A 16,422-nucleotide genomic window follows, 5' to 3' on the forward strand; every position below is an offset into this window, starting at 1 on the left:
CGAAACGTGGTCAGAGTAGAGACAAGTCTTGACAGTTGTCACGCAAACACAGTTGACAATAATGGCGGTTTTGCTAAAGTAGCTGATATTTATACAATTTATTATTAAGGATACATGTATGGCCAATCCTATTGTCAGTCGCGCAGAACTTGCGATCGGCGGGACTCCAATGACGGTCAAAGGCGTCATTCAAAAGACCAGTCTATTACTTGGTTTATCCGCTATCACTGGTGTGGGCTTTTTCTTTTATGCCCTTATGGCAGGATTATCACAAGGTTTTATTACGATGGCGGCTTTTGGTAGCATGTTTGCCGCTTTCGGTCTTGCTCTCTTTATTACTTTTAAACCGCAAAAAGCCAAGACGTTAGCAGTACCTTATGCACTGTTAGAAGGTATATTTTTGGGTGGTATTTCTCTGTTTTTCATGAGAATGTATCCAACTGTTCCTGTTACAGCTATGTGTGCAACGTTTGTGACGGCAGCTGTTATGCTTGGCCTGTATCGCTCAGGTTTGGTCAAAGTGACTGAAAAATTCCGCTCAATCGTGACCTCAGCCGTTATCGCTATCATGCTCGTTTATGTGGCACAGTGGGTACTTTCTTTAGCATTTGGCTCAACCTTACCGTTTTTATTTGAAGGTGGCGCTATCGCTATTGGCTTTAGTCTATTTGTAATCGTTATCGCTTCTTTTACGCTTCTATTAGACTTTGATAATATCGATCGCGGTGTCGCAATGGGTATTTCTGAAGACTATGAGTGGTTATTCAGTATCGGCATCCTTGCAACATTAGTATGGATGTACATTGAATTTATGCGTCTGCTTAGCTACCTGCAAGATTAATCATAAAAGATTAGTCTAAAATTTGTCGAATAGTCGCTTTAAATAAAAAACCGCCTTAAATAAAAGGCGGTTTTTTTGTGTACAAAGCTAAGCGCTGTCTAAAAGTCTATAAAGAATTTATCCTAACAACTTTTTGACAGTGTCAAGCACGCTTTAGGCGCAGCGCATTTAGTACGACAAACAATGAGCTTAGCGACATTCCAATAGCTGCAAGCCAAGGTGGTACGTAACCTAGCGCTGCTGGTATCAATACAATCCCATTGTAGGTAAGTGCCCAGCGGAAGTTTTGTTTGATAATACGTTCTGTTTTATTAGCAATACGTTTGGCAGCGGTAATAGCCTCAATTTGTCCATTTAGAATAATACTGTCGCTAGATACTTGTGCCAAATCCGCTGCCCCTGCAATAGAGGTCGAGACATCCGCTGCTGCCAATACTGGCGCATCATTGATACCATCGCCCACCATCAGCACGACCGCTCCTTTGGCTTGTAACTGTTGAATATGGTCGACCTTATCGGTAGGCGACAAACCATTATAAGCAGATCGCATACCTAGGCCTTCAGCCATAACCAAAGCCTGGGGACTCGGATCACCTGTCAGCATGACCGCTTCAATGCCTTGTCCTTTGAGCATATCAAGCATGGCCTTGGCACTATCACGCACTTTGTCATTAAAGTAAAAACACGCCAGCGCTCGCCAAGATTCAGACTCCTTTGTCTGACAAGACAATACCACCGCTGAGCTGGCTCGGTGAGCGTCCAAATCAATTGTAAAACTACCACTTGCTTCGGCATTGTCCATGCTACCTAATGCAAAATCGATATGACCAATTCGATACAACACCCCATCAATCATAGCTTCCACACCGCCCGCTGGATAGTGCTGCAATGCTTGCGTCGTCGGTAGGTGCAATTGATAAGCAGCGGTCAGCAAGGCATGCGCAATGGGATGACGACTACCCACTTCTAGTGCGGCAGCAATTGCCAGTACTCTATCTTTTTGTTCAGATGACGTATCCTTCTCATGACTGGACGCTATTTCACTATTGGGTGCTAACAGATCAACATTGAGTAAGTTTGGCTTACCATAAGTCAGCGTTCCCGTTTTATCAAAAGCCACATGAGTGATCTCCGCAAGCGTCTGTAAGGTATGCCCACGCGTTGTTAAGAAGCCATAGCTTGCCAATCGATTGGTCGCCACTGTCAGCGCGATTGGCGTCGCTAAAGAAAGCGCACAAGGACATGTCGCAACCAATACCGCGACCGTAGCCCAAATTGCTTGGCTCGGCTCAACAGTGTACCAGCCGACAAATACTAAAGCTGACAGTACCAAAATTCGTGCAACAAACCAACGTGCCAGCTTATCCGCTTGCTGTGCAAGCTTTGGCTTTTCACTCATGGCCCGGTTCATGAGCCTATCAATTAAGCCAATTTGACTGTCTTCTGGCAAGGCGGTGACCAACATCTCAAACGGTTGGCTGTCATTTTGCGCACCGCCCACGATATAATCGCCTTGGGTCTTGAGAATCAAATCGCCCTCACCCGTTAGCAAACTTTGCGAAACTGTTGCGGTTGGACTGAGTAAAATACCATCACTAATGATCTCAGAACCTGCCTCGACCATGATGATGTCACCCACTTGTAAACTGTGAGCAGTCATCATTTGCTTCTCTTCTTTACTACCTTCTATAGAGTCTTTAGTGCTGGTTTCTAATTGTGATCGGACTGATGGCTGATGGCGTGTCTGCTGCCAGTCTCGTGCGATTTGCGAGGTTAACTGCCGGACGTTAGCATCCATGCTTTGCATGAAGTTGGGCGCAGAGTTTGAGATACCTTGCTGATTGATAGCCTCATCATTATCAAGTGCGGTTGGTTTAAGCGCATTCTTTTCTAATTGCTGCAAAATCCGCTGAGCGGCCGCTTTGTTTTCGGCAACCTTTTGTACCAATACAGGCTCAACCACCACCAAGTCATTGGCCATGGTAGCAGCCTTAAGACGGGCATTGTGCTCAATGTAACGTCCTGCCAATAAGAAGAAGATAAACATACTAACCGAGTCATAGTACGTTTCTCCTTGTCCAGTAACGGTGGCATAAAGACTGGCAAAAAAGGTAATAATCAAAGCAACACTAACGGGCACATCCATATTGACTTGACGCACGCGAATCGCTGACCAAGCGGATGTAAAAAAAGGCACACCAGCGTAAAAGAAAACAGGTATGCTGACAAACAACGATACCCAGCGCAAAAAGTCTCGCTGAAATACCAACATGTCGCTATATTCGCCAAAATAAAGCGCGACGGCGTACATCATTGCTTGCATAGAGCCTAAGGCAGCAATACCCAAACGCAATATCATCTGATTGTTATGACGTGCCAACATCGCTTCATGAGTATCTTGCCGATAAGGCTTGGCTTCATAACCGATCTCATTGATGACTGCTAGAATGCGACTAATGGGTAACTTGTCCTCATCCCAAATCACTCGCATACGCTGGTTGGTCAAGTTCACCTGACATTGGCTAATCCCGTCTAATTCATCGAGACGCGATTCAATCAGCCACGTACAAGCAGCACAGCGCAAGTTATTGACAGACAATTCTGCCACTGACAGTCCATCTTGCGCATAAACAAACTGCGACTTTATCTCATCATGATCGTAAACTTCAAGGCGAGTCAACTGGGTAGGCAAGCTCGCCGTACGGTTAATTTCTGAGCGGTCAAGATAATACTGCTCAAGCCCTGCTTCCACAATGCTTTGTGAGGCCAGTTGACAGCCCATACAGCACATTTCACGTGACTTGCCTAATATCTCAGCATGAAATGGCGGCTGCGGCACTGGATCACCGCAATGAAAACAATGGCCTGCAAGTGGTAGCACCAAACCTTCGGTGATAGAATTGTCTTTGTAATGATGGCTGATAGTGGGTGCCGCTGGTGATGGAGTACTAGACATAATCGCGCTTACTTCCTTTATATAGGTTTGCTCGAACCCTATTCGTTCTCAGTAAACTTGCTATCATTCATAATGCTTAATAGTGTTCAAGATAGCGGTTTGTAATAGTAGCGGATTCATAGAAAATACATCGTGATAGCAACCGTAAACTGCTATCTTATATGGCATTCATAAACCCAATTAAAAGCGCTCAACGCTTTATTATTGATATCGGTGTTTCTACACCAATTATACTATAAGCCAGTGCTGTGAGCAGCATAACTGCCTGCAGTCTACTAACAATGAATGCTTGTATTAATGATGATAGATTGAAAAATTTGTCAATTTGCGTCATTATGAGGCAGTTTTTTATCCAAAAATGGTGCGACATCAGTGCAAAAATCCAATTCCAAGCTATTACGGTCCTCTAAGTCTGCTCAACATACGCTACCCTCACAACAGCGCGGCTTGGTATTCAGTAGTCTCATATTAATCATCATTATTGCTGGTATGGTGTTATTGGCGCTATATTTAGTGAAGCTTGATCGCACCATTACCCATAAATTTGAAGGTAAGCGTTGGGACATTCCTGCCAAAGTATATTCTCAGCCACTTGAATTATATCAAGGTGCCAACGTCGATAGAGACACGATGAAAACATGGCTAGAGTTGCTGAATTATCAAAGCAACCAAGCTTATGATCGCACCGGTAGTTATTATCGCTCGGGTAATACCTACTTTGTTCATACGCGCGGTTTTACTTATAGCGCGAACGACATAGACGCCGAGCAGGTCATTAAAATGACCATTGCTGACAACAAAATTGAGTCGATCCAAAGCACTTTACCCGCCAAAAGTGGCATTATTCGCTTAGAGCCTGTAAATATCGGTGGTATTTATCCAGACAGCAATGAAGATCGTCTGGTTGTGTCTTTAGATGATGTACCACAACCACTGATTGATGCATTGATAGCCACTGAAGACCGCGCGTTTTATGAGCATAAAGGGGTGTCGATACGCGGCATCGCGCGCGCCGTCCTGAATAACTTCTCTGGTGGCTCTCGACAAGGTGGCTCGACCATCACGCAGCAGCTGATCAAAAACTTTTATCTTAATTCAGACCGTACGCTAAAACGCAAGGCCAATGAAGCAATGATGGCAGTGTTACTTGAGCTGCACTATAGCAAAGATGAAATTTTGCAAACGTATCTCAATGAGATTTACTTGGGTCAAAATGGCAACCGTTCTATCAATGGTTTTGGCTTAGCGTCACAGTTTTATTTTGACAAGCCACTTAATGAGCTGCGCTTGGATCAGCAAGCCATGCTCGTAGGTATGGCAAAAGGCCCTAGTATTTATAACCCACGACGTCATCCAAACGACTCAAAAGCACGCCGAGACGTAGTGCTTAGTAATATGCTGGCTGTGGGTTCAATCAGTCAAACAGAGTACGACAAAGCAGTAGCGCAGTCGCTTGGTGTCGTTGATAAGCCTGTTGAAGGCAAGAGTCAATTTCCTGACTTTTTGGACATCGTTAAACGCGAATTGAATACGGTCTACTATTCTGACGACCTTAAAAACGAAGGTCTAATCATCATTAGTACTCTAGACCCCATTGCTCAGTTAGCAGCAGACAAAGCAGTTGATACCAAACTTGGCGAGCTGCGTCGCAATAGTAGCAAAACCAAAAATCTACAAGGGGCATTAGTCAGTGCCAATCCTGAAACTGGCGAGCTCGTCTCTGTGGTCGGTAGTGGCAGTGAATTTACAGGATTTAACCGTGCTGTCGATGCCAAGCGTCAAGTGGGTTCGTTATTAAAGCCAATCATTTATATGACAGCGCTTGAAAGTGGTCGTTACAATCTAGCCAGCTCAGTAGACGATTCACCAATTACTGTAAATCTACACGACGGTACCAAGTGGAACCCCAAAAACTATGACAATCGCGATCATGGCTATGTACCACTGACCACAGCGTTGTCACAATCATATAACCACAGCGCGGTACGCTTGGGCATGGAGTTTGGGGTAGATACCTTTGCCAAACAATTACAGCGCATGGGTGTTAAAGAAAAGATCCCGCCTTATCCTTCTGCTCTACTAGGTTCAGTGAATCTTAGCCCAATGGATATGCTAGGCGTATACCAAGTATTTGCCACTGGCGGCTTTCGCACTCCTATTCATAGTATCCGTACCGTGATTGATGATCGTGGCCGTATTTTACAACGTACTGGATTGAATACTCAGCGTAGCATCCCGCCTGAAACCAACTTTTTGACAAACTATGCGCTACAGCAAGTGGTTTCAAACGGTACAGCCAAACGTGTGCAATCGCTTGGCAGCAATCTAAACCTCGCAGGCAAGACAGGTACCACCAACGATTACCGCGATGCTTGGTTTGCTGGTTACAGCGGCAACTATGTCAGTGTCGTTTGGGTTGGCCGTGACGACAATAAACCTATCGGTTTGAGCGGTGGCACTGGCGCACTACCAGTTTGGGTAGATTATATGAAACGATTAAAACTTACGCCTGTAGCCCTACCAGAACCTGAAGGCATTGAATGGTTATGGCTTGAAAATAATTCAGGCAAGCTGTCCAATGAACGCTGTGCCGATGCTCGATACTTACCTGTGATGACTGCACATCTACCAGAAGAAGCCAGTAGTTGTGCTATCGGCTTATATCAACAAGATCGTAATCTTGAGCAAAATCAGCAAAGCGCTATCAATCAGCAGCGCCGCCGTGAAGGTCTAGATATCCCAAATGGTGAAGCCGTTGATGATGCTAGCCAAGAAGACAGTGAAGGACAAAATGGGAATGATGCAGCAACTCGTGCTGACACTTGGTATGACCGTGCTGTTGAATGGTTCTAACATTGTTTTTAACATTTAAAAAGGGTCTCAACATGGTGTTATCTATAAAGCAAGCGGTGCCAAGCAAGCAAGCTATGATCATGCGATGCAAAATTATCGAGCCTGCCAACACATTATTGGCAGGTGGCGCACTTATCGCCATGTTGAGTTTGAGTGCGTGCCAGACTGCACCCAATCTGCCTGCTGCGATGCGAACCACACCCGTCCCAACTGTTGTTCCATCATCACAAACACCGAAAACAGTCACGACGACGGTGACAACAGTCACCCAAGCGCCCATTGTTCGAACCGATATCGAAAGCGTTGAGACAATTGAGCCTTATGCTTCTTCCGAACCTTCTGATTCGTCGAATCCATTAACGCAAGAAACACCTATAATCACTCAGTCTAGCTCTACAACATCGCCTCAACCTGACACTATTATTATCACGCCTTCTCGTGACGATTATATGATTTCTGAGCCATCGGCGCCTTCACACAATGAATTATTAGAACAAGCTAGAAAAAACTCAAAACAAAGAACACAAAAGGCGACAAGCAATAACAGTGACTTGCCAGCTTTTCGCAATTTGATGCAAGCAGGTATCGCACAACTCAAAGCTGGTAAATTGACCAATGCTGAGAACAGCTTTACCCGCGCGCAGCGCTTAGCACCCAAATCTTCTGCGGTATATTTTTATTTGGCACAAGTTGCATTGAAAAAGAATCAACCTCGTAAAGCAGAGGCGATGGCTAGACGTGGTCTTAGTGTCTCGCAAGACACTGGTCGCAGACGAGCACTATGGCAAATTGTTTTACAATCAGGACAAGCGCAGGGCAACTCGCGCGTAGTCAGTGAAGCAAAGCAAGCTTTACGCTAATAGCGATAGAGTTTTCACATTCTACGCATGCAATTTATAGCATTAATTTTTTAAGCACTATGCATTCATAGTTCATCTGAAACACACACATATATTTATTTTTATTCAAGGTTATCGTTATGGCATGGCAACAACTACACTTACAGTGTGAAAAAGCAAACGTCGATTTGGCTGAAGCACTGCTACTAGAAGCAGGGGCTTTGTCAATTGCTCTTGACGACGCAGGCGACCAGCCTTTGTTTGAGCCATTACCGGGCGAATCGCCACTATGGGATGACGTTATTCTAACAGGCTTGTTCGATGCCACCACCGATACAGGTAGCTATCAAGCTGTCGAGCAGTTGAGTCATGAAATTGCCGCCCAAGTGCAGGCCACGCGTATTTGGCTGAGTGCTGTTGATGACAAAGACTGGGAGCGTGAGTGGATGAGTAACTATCACCCCATCGAGTGCGCCAATAACTTATGGGTTGTACCTAATTGGATAACACCGCCCAATCCTGACGCAACCAATATTATTATGGACCCAGGTCTGGCTTTTGGTACTGGCTATCATGCTACCACCCGACTGTGTCTCGATTGGCTAACGGAACAAGACTTAACCGATAAAGTAGTCATTGATTATGGCTGTGGTTCTGGTATTTTGGGCATTGCCGCATTGTTACTGGGCGCACACCAAGTGTACGCGGTCGATATCGATCCTCAAGCGGTGCTTGCAACCAATCAAAATGCAGAACGCAATCATGTTGGTGACCGTTTGCAAGCGTTTTTGCCAGAGGCGTTTACCGATTACTGCTCACAACATGATATTCCGGCTGTCGATGTCATCGTTGCCAACATTTTGGCCAAGCCACTTATCGGTTTAGCCCCCTATTTTGCTACCTTGATTGCACCAAAAGGCCGTATCGTGTTGGCAGGTCTAATAGAGTCACAAACAGAGCAAGTAACGGCAGCTTATCAGCCATATTTTGCTCTTGATCCAAAGCATGCATTCACTGCGCAAGAAGAACAGCATTGGCAACGGTTATCTGGTACATTTACAGGCTAGCAACATTTAATTACATCTGTTACGATAGAGGGCAGTCAAATGTTATGTGTTTGACGCCACTCTGTCCTTGCCCGTGACTGATGAATTTTTAGCGCGTTTAAATAGCAGTATGAGCAATGTGTGGGCAGTTGTAGTGAGTGGCTAAGCGGTATTGATAACCATACTTTTTTGGATTCGACCCTATGACCACGCCCATAAACATTCAATGTCCTCACTGCCAAGCTCTTTTAAATGTACAACAAACTCAAATAAATAAAGTGAACGCCACTATCAAGTGTGAACACTGTGGGCAGAGTCTTTTGGGCATGCAGCAGCGTGATACAGTCACGTCTGATACTCATCATAAAAATAGCTCAAGTAACCGTAATTCACCACTCAATACACAAAAGACAAAGGATTTATCGTCTGATACGCTAATCCATGACGACCTAATTTATGATGACATGGATATCGATGAATCATCAGAAGCTGTCTTAGAGTACGACTCGTTAGATAGTATGGACGCATGGTTAACAGAAGCCAGTCATACTTCTACAGTCATTAACGAACCATCAAATAATACTTCTAAAGTAACCAGTAAAGATAACCGTTCATCCGTAAAACCGTCAATCGCTACTACAGCTACTACGGCTTCCAAGCATTCATCAACAGCACAACCGATACTCAGTTCAGTAGCGGCTAATGACATTCATGCAAGTATTGATCGTACTGCGGACAACTCATGGCTTGAAGAACTGCTTAAAGAACAGAATCAACGTGAAGATACGCAGCAAGACGACACAGATCTATCAAAACTGTTGCTTGATATGGGGGTTCCTCTTAAAGGCGACTCTCAAACTTCTAAAGCCCAGCTTAGGCACTCCCAAACACAAGCAAGGTTTGGAACGCCCTCAGAGCGACAAGAGCAGCAGCGGATTGCATCGTTATTATGGACGCTTGGATGCTTGGTATTGGCGCTGTTACTTTTTGCTCAATATGTCATTTTCAATCTAGAAAATTTGGTTAAAGACCCTGTTTATGCTCAACGCCTTCAGGCGATATGTTCAGTCGCTGCTTGTAGTTTGCCTAGCGCTGATCTGACCGCATTCACAATTACCAATCTTGACCATCGATCCAGTCAAGTCGATAAAACGGGTAGCTTTAGCGATGTCAGTGCCACGTTAAATAACCAAAGCGCAAAAGCACAGCTGTATCCAGATCTCAAGGTTAGTATCTATGGTGCCAATGATATGATTGGAGAGTTTATTGCAGCACCAGAAGACTATCTTGTGAGCAAGCAAAACCATCTGACTGCTGACAGTGGTAGACAATTGCTATTTACCATACCAGTTGCTAATACAAAAATTCGGGAAATTACCATAAGCCCGCTGTATTAAACCGACTGTTTATCAGCCAAATTGGTCTTGATCAGTAACATAGAAACTAAAATGTTAAAACTTATAAACTGAGTTTAACCAGCAATCCCGCTGCAATGATAACGACCAATTTGACAGCGCTAGACAAAATTAGTTTGATATAATACCCTACCCTTTCATGGTTTGATTCTTTTTAAAGGACATTATCTTATGGCAACTCATGCACAGCATCATGCCAATCATTTTGCCAAAAGCTCTGATCATCCTACCGATTATGATAAAGACGATTATCGTCATTCGACTCACAATTTCGGCGCTTCCCTAGATAACTATACCAGCAACACACATGAGCCTTTGCGCGTACATGTTGAGCGTGTGGTCAGGCAATATTTTGCGATGTTAGGGAACGAGATACCTACTGACTTATATGAGCTGATTTTAAAACAAGTTGAAGAGCCACTCCTCTCTGTCGTCCTCGAACAAACTCGTGGTAATCAAACCAAGTGTGCACAAATCCTTGGTCTTAATCGCGGTACTTTACGCAAAAAACTCAAAACTTACGACTTAATGTAGCATAAGCTATATGACAGCACCTATTCTCACTGACTATCATTATGCATGGCAATTTTCTGTTCATGAATTTATCGCTTGCGATATTGTCTGCAGTAATTGTCATTATCACCTTGCCAGACGTTTACGTCAGGCTTTTTTTATGGAATTTTTTTATGAGCACAACCCCACTTGCCCTTTTATCAGTCTCTGATAAATCTAATATCGTTGAGTTTGCAGAAGGCCTTATTAAAGCAGGTTTTGGCTTACTATCCACTGGCGGTACTTATCGATTACTCACAGAAAACAATATTGCCGTCACTGAAGTATCAGACTATACAGGTTTTCCTGAAATGATGGATGGCCGTGTCAAAACGCTACATCCTAAAATCCACGGCGGCATTCTAGGACGCCGAGGTAAAGATGATGCAGTGATGAGTGAGCATGCGATTGAGCGCATTGATCTGGTTGTTGTAAACTTATATCCTTTTGCCGAAACCATTGCTCGTGCTGATGTAACCATGAACGACGCGATCGAAAACATCGATATTGGTGGCCCTACTATGGTACGTTCGGCCGCAAAAAACCATGCTCATGTGGGTATCGTGACGGACCCTTCAGATTATGAACGCATACTTGCAGCTTTGGGTAATGGCACCGAATTGACAACAGCCCTACGCTATGACTTGGCGGTCAAAGCTTTTGAGCATACAGCACAATATGACGGTATGATTGCCAACTTTTTAGGCAGCCGCGTCAATGAAAGCCAAAAACCTGAGAATTTCTCGCGTACATTCAATGTGCAGCTTAAAAAAGCACAAGACCTACGTTACGGTGAGAACCCTCATCAGAACGCCGCGTTTTATATTGAAAACCAGCCATTAAGAAGTAAGCAAGCTTCTATTGCAACCGCCAAGCAGTTACAAGGCAAGGCCTTGTCTTATAACAATATCGCCGATACAGATGCTGCCCTTGAATGTGTAAAAGCCTTCAGCGCCCCTGCTTGCGTCATCGTAAAGCACGCCAATCCTTGCGGCGTTGCAGTAGATAACAATCAAGTAGCTGCTTACCGTACTGCGTTTAGTACTGATCCTGAATCTTCTTTTGGCGGGATTATTGCGTTTAACCGTCCATTGACGCTGGCTGCTGCTAAAGCCATTATTGACAATCAATTTGTAGAAGTCATTATTGCACCAAGTGTCGAAGACGGTGTGCTTGAAGCAACCGCTACTAAGAAGAACGTACGCGTTTTAGTCTGCGGCGACTTACCTACTCCAGATCAGCGTGACACCCAACTTGATTATAAACGTGTTAACGGTGGCTTACTCGTACAAGAGCAAGATCTTGGTTTAATTACGGCTAGTGATCTAAAAATCGTCACCGATGTACAGCCAACAGAAGCGCAGATTGCTGATCTATTGTTCAGCTGGAATGTGGCAAAATACGTAAAATCAAATGCCATTGTTTATGCAAAAGATCAGCGCACCATCGGCGTGGGCGCCGGTCAAATGAGCCGCGTCAACTCAGCACGTATCGCTGCTATCAAAGCTGAGCACGCTGGATTGGTAACTGAAGGCGCTGTCATGGCCTCAGACGCCTTCTTCCCATTCCGTGATGGCATTGATAATGCTGCTGAAGTAGGTATTGCTGCGATTATCCAGCCAGGTGGCTCTATGCGTGATGACGAGACTATTGCTGCGGCAAACGAGCATGGTATCGCCATGGTATTTACAGGTATGCGTCATTTCCGCCATTAATTTGCCATTAATTTGCCATTATTTATGGTTATCAAATCACAATAGAAAAATAACGTGCTGGTAGGATATATTTGATTCCCATGGTCCAAAAAAAGCCACTGTAACAATACAGTGGCTTTTTTATTTATTACTTTTATAGCAGTCTATGAAAAATAATTAACGTCCTTGCGCATTCTTCATATTGGCTTCATTGATCTCAACTTTATACATCAAACGCAGATAATCTAAATAGTCTTGTAGCTGATCTTGCCCTAAATTATCACGAATGATCGTAGCGGTCTGCGCTCTTTGCATCTCAGACAATGGCGACTGTTGCTCTGTCTTGATGCGATCGCCAACCAGCAAGGTTGCCCCTACTTCAGTTTCGCTAGCAATAGCAGCGACACCGTTATCAGGCGCTTGCTGACTAAATGCCAATCCACGCTCTTTTTCTGTCAAGCGAGTCGTTTGACGGTTGATTTCACCCAATGACTGAAGGCGTACTGGCTGCTTAGCGATATCAGCTGGCGTCTTGATATTTGCGGCCAATGCTTTGGCTTCTTTGAGCGCCAATGCCGTGGCTTTTTGCTGACGTAAAATCTGAGTGATTTTTGGCGTTGCAGCCGCCAAAGTAAGCGTTTTAGTAGGACGATAGTTGCTTGGCTGTACCCATACGGTACTATTACCAACCTCGATACCAGCTGTCACTGCTTGATCTTGAATCGTAAATTCATCAAAGGCTTGTTTGATCACGGCTGGTTGAGACAATACTGATTGATTGTTTTCTCTAGGATAGTTTTTGATACGCTTTAATGCTACGTTCTCTTGCTGAGCAATATCTTCGATGCTAAATCCATCAGCGGCCAAATCATTAATCGCAGTCACTTTATCTGCATACATTTCTTGACGCTTATACTCTTTGGCTTTGGCTGTTAACTCGTCACGCATGCTTTCTAGACTTGGTATCTTAGTACCATTGTCTTCAGTCACAGCAAATATCTGATAACCAAAACTGGTTTTAATAGGCGCGGTTACATCACCCACACTCAATCCCTCTAACGCTTTCTCAACTGCTGCCGCATCATTCCCAAATACCGTTGGATTAAATCGACCAATATCGCCACCAGTCTCTCCTGATGGATCATCAGACTCTGACTTAGCCAATGCTACAAAAGACTCACCTTTATTCAAACGTACTTTAACTTTATCTGCTCGTGTCTTGGCATCATTACCTGTCAAGAGAATTTGACTGATTCTACGCTCATCGGTGACTGCTTGTCCTTGCTTATAAGCTTCGTACTGCTGCTGCAAGTCTTCTTTCGTCACATCATTCACTTGAATAGATTGAGGACTGAGTTGTAAGTAAGCCAAATCTACCATTGACTCACTTTTCAGAGTGTCTTTATTGGCATCATAATAGGCTTGTATGTCGTTTTTACTCAATTTGACCTGTTCAGCATAATCTTGCCATTTAAAACGATACAACCAGATATTGCGTGACTCAAGTTGCAAATCAATCAGTTGGCTGACCGCCTGCATTGGATACACTGCCGTACCTACGATACTGGCATTAAGCTGATCGAGACTGAGCTGATTGCGAAACTCAGCAAACAACTGATCTTTGGTCATACCGCGCTGACGCAAGAAGTTTGCAAATTGATCATTAGAAAAATTGCCTTCAGCGTCCTTAAAGATTTCTTCTTGACGCAGCAAACGATTAATAGTGTCATCAGAAACTGTCATGCCAAGCTTGCCAGCCTGCTGCTCTAACAACGTACGATCAATCAAACCTTTCAGTACTTGCTCGTGTAGCACATCTTCATTTAATAGGCTTACATCATCAACTTGCTCTAGTATTTCGGAACGACGATTGTTTACGGCAGTCTGATACTCAGACAACCCTACACTTGCATCACCCACCTGAGCAATTTGGTTGGGATCGACCCCACCACCAAAATAGCTTTCGACACCCAATAGAGCGAGTGGCGATAGGCATAAAATCAATAAAATGCGACCTGGCCAGCTTTTCAAAAAATCGCGCAATTTATCCATAGTTATCTCTGCTTTATTAACCTATATTGATGAAAAACCATTGTAATACTATTATTAATATCAATGCTATTTAAGCAGGCAATGGTAAGAATAAGAACCTGTGCATTTAATGGAGAATAATAAGGCCATCTAAAGCAGCCTTGTTTAAACAACGCATCTATCGCGCGCCCTATGATACGTGATTTTTGATACAGACTCAAAATATTCACGTTGTCTGATACAAACTATCGCAATAAAAAAAGCACCCAATAACTAGGTGCTTTTTTTCGCTCAAATTATAACTCAGGCAATAACCTAAAATATGAACGACATTCTACGGTTTTACTAATAACAAACGCCGTCTTCATTCGTGTATCACATCATGACGCAGCGTCTGTTTCAAAAAAGTGGCTTAGTTCAAGCGCTCTTTTAGGTTTTTACCAGCTTTGAAGCTAGGTACTTTACTTGCTGGAATGCTAAGCTCTTCACCAGTCTTAGGGTTACGGCCTGTACGGGCTTTACGGTCTTTTACGCTAAAAGTACCGAAACCAACTAGTGAGATGCTATCGCCAGCTTCTAACGCTTCGCCAACACTTTCCATTACAGCATTTAATGCATCACCAGCTTGGGTTTTGTTTAGACCACTTTTGTCTGCGATGCTATCAATCAATTCTGACTTATTCATAAAATTTCCTTCAAGTTTAATAGGGATGATAAACGCTCAAGCCAAGTATTGTAACGCTCTCATAGCATTTAAGCAATAAAAACTACCTAACTGGCGCATTAACAGGTGTCGCTTTGTTATCGTCTTTATATCAAGGCAGCATAAGGAGCGCAAGCAATTTTACATATTTTCGTCCACTGCACTACGTATTTGACACCCAATGTTACGCAAAGCCTTTGCAACTGCCCTCTTAGCCAGTTATTTTAGCTAAAATATAGCTTAGTTTGTCATTAAAACCCGTGTTTAAGCTTATCTACTATCTGCTCAACCAGCAATATCTATTTTTATTTAATACTAATTAGGATTGCCAAGTAGTATTACTAAGTAGTCAGGTAATAATTCACCAACTGACAGAAACTAGCATTACTTTTTACTATAAAGGCGTTACTATAAGCAAAAGCCCATTGCATCTATTGGGTCGATTTTAAATCTTGTTTATTTTCTACCTCTGATTTATCAAAATAAAAAACGGATTATCTACATGAAGCGTTCTACGTTGTCCCACTCTTTCCTTAATATCATCTTGGTGTTCATCGAGTCGGCGCTAACACTCTTGTTGCGTTTAGATCCGGAACTGCGTAAAGCGGCTTATCCACTTGCCAAGCAAGGCACAGTCGTGGCACTACGTTTGTACTTACCTCATGTTGAGGTTTTTGCAACCTTTAGTACCAAAGGGGTCTTATTGGATGACCAGTTACCAGTTGGACGTAGTGAACCTGATGTCATCATCAATGCCTATAGTATCCAAATCATCAATGCGATTACCACTCACGATAGCGAGACGACTGAAAAACTGCAAATGCGCGGCGATTCTGTCCAAGTGCAATTGGTAAAGCAGTTTATCATGCAGCTCGGTGTTGGTAACTTGGTAAAAGGTTTGATTAAAAAGATCAAAGGTGGCAAGGACAAAAATAACGCTGCCGAAACTGAAATGGCAGATAAAAAGGACAGCTATAAGCTACGTATCAAAGAACAGCAAACCCAAATCAATACGCTAACTATCAAAAATCGTGAACTCGAAACCACAGTCAAAGAATTACAAAGTAAGCAAAAGACACTGATGATTATCACTGTTGTGGCTATTGTCGTTATGATTGGTTCTATCATAGCGCTTTTAATGAACTAGCTTAAATCAAACGACAGATATTTACTCAGCGTTTGGTGCCTATCAATTGACAGGTGCTAAACGCTTTTTTTTACCTATTAAATAGGATTTAAATATCAGCGCTTGCATTCCAAATTAAAACCGTTAGCGTTTATGTATGCGTATACATTCCTACTTGCTCTTTTATTCGTCATTGTTTTTATCAATCAGAGTCATGAGACAGATTAACCATTCAAACACACTTTAATCTTGACTAAATTACTCAGGATTAAGTATAATTGGCTTAATCGTTGCACACATCGGGTCTACCATCTGCTGTTTAATAACGATAAAACACACCTTAGCTGATATTGAATTTAGTGCGTA

Annotated in this window: 11 protein-coding genes; 8 read left to right on the forward strand and 3 right to left on the reverse strand. The window is 43.3% G+C overall.

The features are described from left to right. Positions 1–118 precede the first annotated feature (118 nt). Positions 119–841: a Bax inhibitor-1/YccA family protein gene (locus ACT3TH_RS01445; RefSeq protein ID WP_444754073.1), complete on the forward strand. Its 723-nt coding sequence runs from the start codon at positions 119–121 to the stop codon at positions 839–841. Between the two features lie 142 nt (positions 842–983). On the opposite strand, the gene ACT3TH_RS01450 is transcribed toward ACT3TH_RS01445, so the two are convergent. Continuing rightward, a complete protein-coding gene (locus ACT3TH_RS01450) occupies positions 984–3,797 on the reverse strand; it encodes a heavy metal translocating P-type ATPase (RefSeq protein ID WP_444754074.1) in 2,814 nt (937 codons plus the stop codon). Between the two features lie 372 nt (positions 3,798–4,169). Here ACT3TH_RS01450 and mrcB point away from each other — a divergent pair, with 372 nt between their 5' ends. From mrcB to purH, 6 genes are all read left to right on the forward strand, one after another. Beyond that, on the forward strand, positions 4,170–6,650 hold the full coding sequence (gene mrcB, locus ACT3TH_RS01455; protein ID WP_444754075.1) for a penicillin-binding protein 1B: 2,481 nt from the start codon (positions 4,170–4,172) through the stop codon (positions 6,648–6,650). Between the two features lie 32 nt (positions 6,651–6,682). After that, positions 6,683–7,510 (forward strand): tetratricopeptide repeat protein, encoded by an 828-nt coding sequence (locus ACT3TH_RS01460; RefSeq protein ID WP_444754076.1) that lies wholly within the window; start codon positions 6,683–6,685, stop codon positions 7,508–7,510. 119 nt (positions 7,511–7,629) lie between these two features. Further along, a complete protein-coding gene (prmA, locus tag ACT3TH_RS01465; protein WP_444754077.1) occupies positions 7,630–8,556 on the forward strand; it encodes a 50S ribosomal protein L11 methyltransferase in 927 nt (308 codons plus the stop codon). Between the two features lie 182 nt (positions 8,557–8,738). Beyond that, a complete protein-coding gene (locus ACT3TH_RS01470; protein WP_444754078.1) occupies positions 8,739–9,932 on the forward strand; it encodes a DUF3426 domain-containing protein in 1,194 nt (397 codons plus the stop codon). Positions 9,933–10,121: 189 nt separating this feature from the next. Continuing rightward, complete coding sequence (fis, locus tag ACT3TH_RS01475) at positions 10,122–10,484, forward strand: DNA-binding transcriptional regulator Fis (protein WP_444754079.1); 363 nt, start codon at positions 10,122–10,124, stop codon at positions 10,482–10,484. Between the two features lie 152 nt (positions 10,485–10,636). Further along, positions 10,637–12,217 (forward strand): bifunctional phosphoribosylaminoimidazolecarboxamide formyltransferase/IMP cyclohydrolase, encoded by a 1,581-nt coding sequence (purH, locus tag ACT3TH_RS01480; protein ID WP_444754080.1) that lies wholly within the window; start codon positions 10,637–10,639, stop codon positions 12,215–12,217. A gap of 156 nt (positions 12,218–12,373) precedes the next feature. Here purH and ACT3TH_RS01485 read toward each other — a convergent pair whose 3' ends face one another. Further along, a complete protein-coding gene (locus ACT3TH_RS01485) occupies positions 12,374–14,248 on the reverse strand; it encodes a SurA N-terminal domain-containing protein (RefSeq protein WP_444754081.1) in 1,875 nt (624 codons plus the stop codon). Between the two features lie 391 nt (positions 14,249–14,639). Next, the gene (locus ACT3TH_RS01490) at positions 14,640–14,912 is read right to left on the reverse strand and encodes an HU family DNA-binding protein (protein WP_045445077.1); all 273 of its coding nucleotides are present in this window, start codon (positions 14,910–14,912) and stop codon (positions 14,640–14,642) included. A 520-nt stretch (positions 14,913–15,432) separates the two neighbouring features. Here ACT3TH_RS01490 and ACT3TH_RS01495 point away from each other — a divergent pair. After that, positions 15,433–16,077 (forward strand): hypothetical protein, encoded by a 645-nt coding sequence (locus tag ACT3TH_RS01495; RefSeq protein WP_444754082.1) that lies wholly within the window; start codon positions 15,433–15,435, stop codon positions 16,075–16,077. The last annotated feature ends 345 nt before the right edge of the window (positions 16,078–16,422 follow it).

This window comes from Psychrobacter sp. AOP22-C1-C5 (genome assembly GCF_052378885.1).
In the GTDB taxonomy this organism is placed as follows: Bacteria; Pseudomonadota; Gammaproteobacteria; order Pseudomonadales; family Moraxellaceae; genus Psychrobacter.